A 3,818-nucleotide genomic window follows, 5' to 3' on the forward strand; every position below is an offset into this window, starting at 1 on the left:
GCCGGGGAAGTTCACCGCGTGCACCCGCAGGTCCGGGTAGTAGCGCTTGAACCATTCCATCGCCTTGCGATTCGTGGTCAGGCCGTGCTGGATGAACAGGTCCCTGCCCAGGCGCATGACGTCGGCCGCGTCCCACATCGGCTCGACCTCCGTCGTGACGAAGTCCTTGGCGGCCGTGCGCTCCAGGCGCTCCTCGATCGTGATCCGCTCGTCGTAATAGTTGTGCTTGTACGACTTGTCGGTCAGCCGCGGCCGCGGGGCCTGAGTCCACTTGAATTCGGGGTCCTCCTCGAAGTATTGGCCCATGAGGTCCCAGTAGGCGAGGTATTCGAAGTACCGGCACCGGAAGGAGTTGGCCGAGGCCATGATCTCGTTGCCGACGGTGAGCAGAATGTCGCGGGGAGGCATCTGCGTGAAACCGGAGTCGGTGCGGAAGTCGGGCGTGACGATCGCCTGATTCCACTGCAGCGGCGTCGGCCTGTCGACGACGACGCCGTTGTCCTGAAGAACCTTGGCGAGGTAGTCGAGCTGGGCGTTGGCCTTTTCGACGGTTTCGGTGGGACGCGGCCCCCACATTCCGCGCATCTCGGAGTCGATCGGCACCTTCTCCGAGGTTGCCGGCTCTTCGGGCGGAATGACCGAATTGTCGGCGCGCCCCAGAATGACCCTCTTGAGGGGGTCGAAGTCGTTCCATGAGTTGACGATTTTCGCCATTTTCAGACACTCCTATGTGAGAACGGTGATGCGTTCGTGCGATGCTTGCGTATCTAGGAAACGCCTATTTCCTCCCAGTTTCAACTCCTTTCGGCGATTCGCTCGAAGACGGTCCGAAGACGGCTCGCATCAGCCTGCGGCCGCCGTCGTTTTCCCCGCAAAAGTTCGTTCCTCCGAGCGCGCCGTCGGCTTTCGGAACGCGCCCTCAATCCTCGACGCGCGCCGTCGGCTCCGGGAGCGAGCGGTCAGTTCTCGCCGCGGACCGTCGGGCAGCTCATGCAACGCGGGCCTCCGCGCCCGCGGCCCAGCTCGTTCCCGGGAATCGGCAGAACTTCGACGCCCTGCTCGGAAAGATACTCGTTTGTGGCGGTGTTCCTTTCGTAAACCACCACGGCGCCGGGGGCGACGGCCAGCAGATTCGCCCCGTCGTTCCACTGCTCTCGCTCGGCCGCGAGGGAATCCTGCGGCGTCGTCAAAACCCGCACCGAATCGAGGCCCAACGCCTCCGCGACGACGGCGTGCATCCGCTCAGGCGCATTTGTCTCCACGTGAAGGGGCCTCTTCCCGTCCCCGGGACGAATCGTGTAGGAGCGGAGCATCCCCAGGCCCGCGTATTTGACGAAGGTACCCTCGTCGGCCATCGTCATCACGGTGTCCAGGTGCATCTGCGCCCGCGCCTTCGGCATTTCGACGGCGACGACCCGCTCTGCCTCGCCCGCCTCAAATAGCTGAAGGGCAAGCCTTTCAACCCCCTGCGGGCTCGTCCTTTCGCTCAACCCGACGAGGACCGAGCGGTTCCCTATGACGAGGACGTCCCCGCCTTCGACGGAGGCGAAGCCCGACCCCACGCCGTCGCCCAGGACCGTGAAGTCGGCGTCGGCAAAGCGCGGATGGTGGAGGTAGATCGCCTCCTCGTTCACGCTCTCGCGCACGCGCGCCGGGCGGCACATCGGATTGATCGAGACGCCGCCGTAGATCCACGAGGACGTGTCGCGCGTGAAAAGGTGGTTGGGAAGCGGGGCCAGAAGGCAGTCGTCTGCGCCGAGCGTGCGGAGGGTCAAAGACTCCTGCACATCGGATCGGTCGAGCAGCTCGGCCTTTGTCACGCCCGCGATGAGGAGCTCGGCGAGCTCGGCCTCCGGCAGTGACTCGGCGTAGTTTCGGACCGCCTCCTCGATTCCTGCGCCGCAGGCCTCCTCCGTGACGACGACGTCGAGCACGCGCTCGCGGGCTTCGCGGTCCGCGAGCGCCTCGGCGAGCAAGTCGGCAAGGTAGAGGACCTCGACGCCGCGCGAACGCAGCGTCTCGGCGAAGACGTCGTGCTCGTGCTGGGCCCGTTCGAGCCAGAGGACGTCGTCAAAGAGAAGATCGTCCTTGTTGGAAGGGGTGAGCCTCAACATCTCCTTGCCCGGGCGGTGCAGGAGAACCTGCTTGAGCCGCCCAACCTCGGAGCCCACATATGGCTTCATCCGCTTCCTCCTGAATCGCTCGCCGCAACGAAGCTCACCCCGTCGCTTTTAGGTCAAACGTACCAGCTTTGCCTCGGCCATCGAGGCACATGCCCGGCAGACAGACAATCGCTCGGTGCACTGGCGTACTTTCTTATGCGGCGCGATTCCTTTATGCGGCGGGCTTCCTTCGCCTGTCTGCAGCCCTTTTCTCAAACACTCGCTTTCTTCTGCACGTTCGACTCCGTTTCGACGCACTCAGCCCAGGGTCGGCGCACTCGGCTCCGAGTCGGCGCACGCTCCTCAGTTCCGCTTCTCCGTCAGGTAGGCCAGAACCGCCCGCACCCTCCGGTTCTCCTCTCCGGGGAGCATGCCGAGCTTCGAGAAAACATTGGCCACGTGTTTTGAGACCGCGGCCGTGGAAAGAAACATGCGCTCGCAAATCTGGTGGTTGGACAGACCCTGGGCCATGAGTTCGAGGACCTCGCTTTCCCTGACCGTCAACCCGTTGAGCCACGACGAGCGGCCCTTGACCAGGGAGGAGGCCACTTCCGGGTCGACGACGACGCCGCCGGCCTCTACGACCCTCAAGGACCGGATGAAATCGGCGACCCTGGCCACTCTGTCCTTGAGGAGGTAGCCCAGTCCCCCGACGCCGTCGGTCGGCGCGCTCGGCTCGAACAGCTCTGCGGCGTAGGCGGGGGCGACATACTGGGAGAGCACCATGATCCCGATCTCAGGCTGGCTCTCTCGTATGCGCACGGCCGCCCTCAGGCCGTCGTCGGACATTCCGGGCGGCATCCGCACGTCCGTGACGACCACATCCGGGGCGGTCCGCGCGGCCGCTTCGACGAGCTCGTCCGCGCTGGCGGCCTCCGCGGCGATCTCGTGGCCCTGCCTCATCAGAAGGCCGACCATGCCCTCCCGGAACAACGCCGAATCGTCGGCGACCACTAACCTCATTCCCTCTCCTTTCCGCGGCGGGCCGGCGGGCCCTCGCCCCCGTGCGCCGCTGTTGTCGTGTCTTGCCGATTCTCTCGCACTTTGCCAGATTTCGCGCGCCCCGGCGGCTTTCTCACGCCTCGCCCACTTTCAAGCGCTTCGGCCGCCCTCGCGCTTCGGCCGCTCCGGCACGCCTCACCATTCTTTCCGAGTCTTCTCGCCCGGGCTTCGCCAGTCGGCTTTAGCCGCCCTTCTCGTCTCCGGCGCGCTGCCGCTTGCGTCGTCGCCCGTCCCGCCGACGTCTGCTTCGCCGTCTGTCTCGCTGGCGCTTGCGCGGCTGTTTGTCGGGGCAACGCCGAATTCCCCTTGCCGCAAAAGGAGCGGGATCCGCCCCGTCAGCGTCGTCGGCCCTCCGAGAGGGCTGACGACTTCGAGAACGCCCCCGAATGCGGCGAGCCGCTCGCGCATGCCGGAAAGGCCGCGGTCGGGCTGGACGCTCGCCCCGCCGGGGCCGTCGTCGCTGACGGAGACGTGGAGGTCCGCGTCTGCGGCCAGCAGCACCGAGACGCGGGCCGCGGGCGCGTACTTCGCGACGTTCGTCAAGCCCTCGGAGACGAGGAAGTACGCGGCGGCGATGACGCCCTCAGGAATGGCGGGAAGCCGATTGGGAACGAAAACCTCGACTTTCAGGGGCGAGGAGGCCGCCAGGGACCG

General features: G+C 65.9%; 3 protein-coding genes and 1 pseudogene. All 4 read right to left on the reverse strand.

Annotated elements, in window-relative coordinates:
• Window positions 1–714, reverse strand: a pseudogene (locus ACO48X_RS05770) (serine/threonine protein kinase); the annotation flags it as partial.
• 245 nt (window positions 715–959) lie between these two features.
• A complete protein-coding gene (locus ACO48X_RS05775; protein ID WP_485001163.1) occupies window positions 960–2,183 on the reverse strand; it encodes an arginine deiminase in 1,224 nt (407 codons plus the stop codon).
• A gap of 282 nt (window positions 2,184–2,465) precedes the next feature.
• Window positions 2,466–3,125, reverse strand: coding sequence for a response regulator transcription factor (locus ACO48X_RS05780; protein ID WP_485001164.1), 660 nt, complete (start codon window positions 3,123–3,125; stop codon window positions 2,466–2,468).
• 174 nt (window positions 3,126–3,299) lie between these two features.
• The coding region (locus ACO48X_RS05785; protein ID WP_485001165.1) for a sensor histidine kinase at window positions 3,300–3,818 on the reverse strand (519 nt) is incomplete at its 5' end.

The sequence above is a fragment of the Peptidiphaga sp. genome, assembly GCF_057238965.1.

Excerpts from the sequence above, each read along its gene's own strand:
- ACO48X_RS05780 (WP_485001164.1), bottom strand. The coding sequence starts at position 3,125 with ATGAGGTTAGTGGTCGCCGACGATTCGGCGTTGTTCCGGGAGGGCATG.
- ACO48X_RS05775 (WP_485001163.1), bottom strand. The coding sequence starts at position 2,183 with ATGAAGCCATATGTGGGCTCCGAGGTTGGGCGGCTCAAGCAGGTTCTC.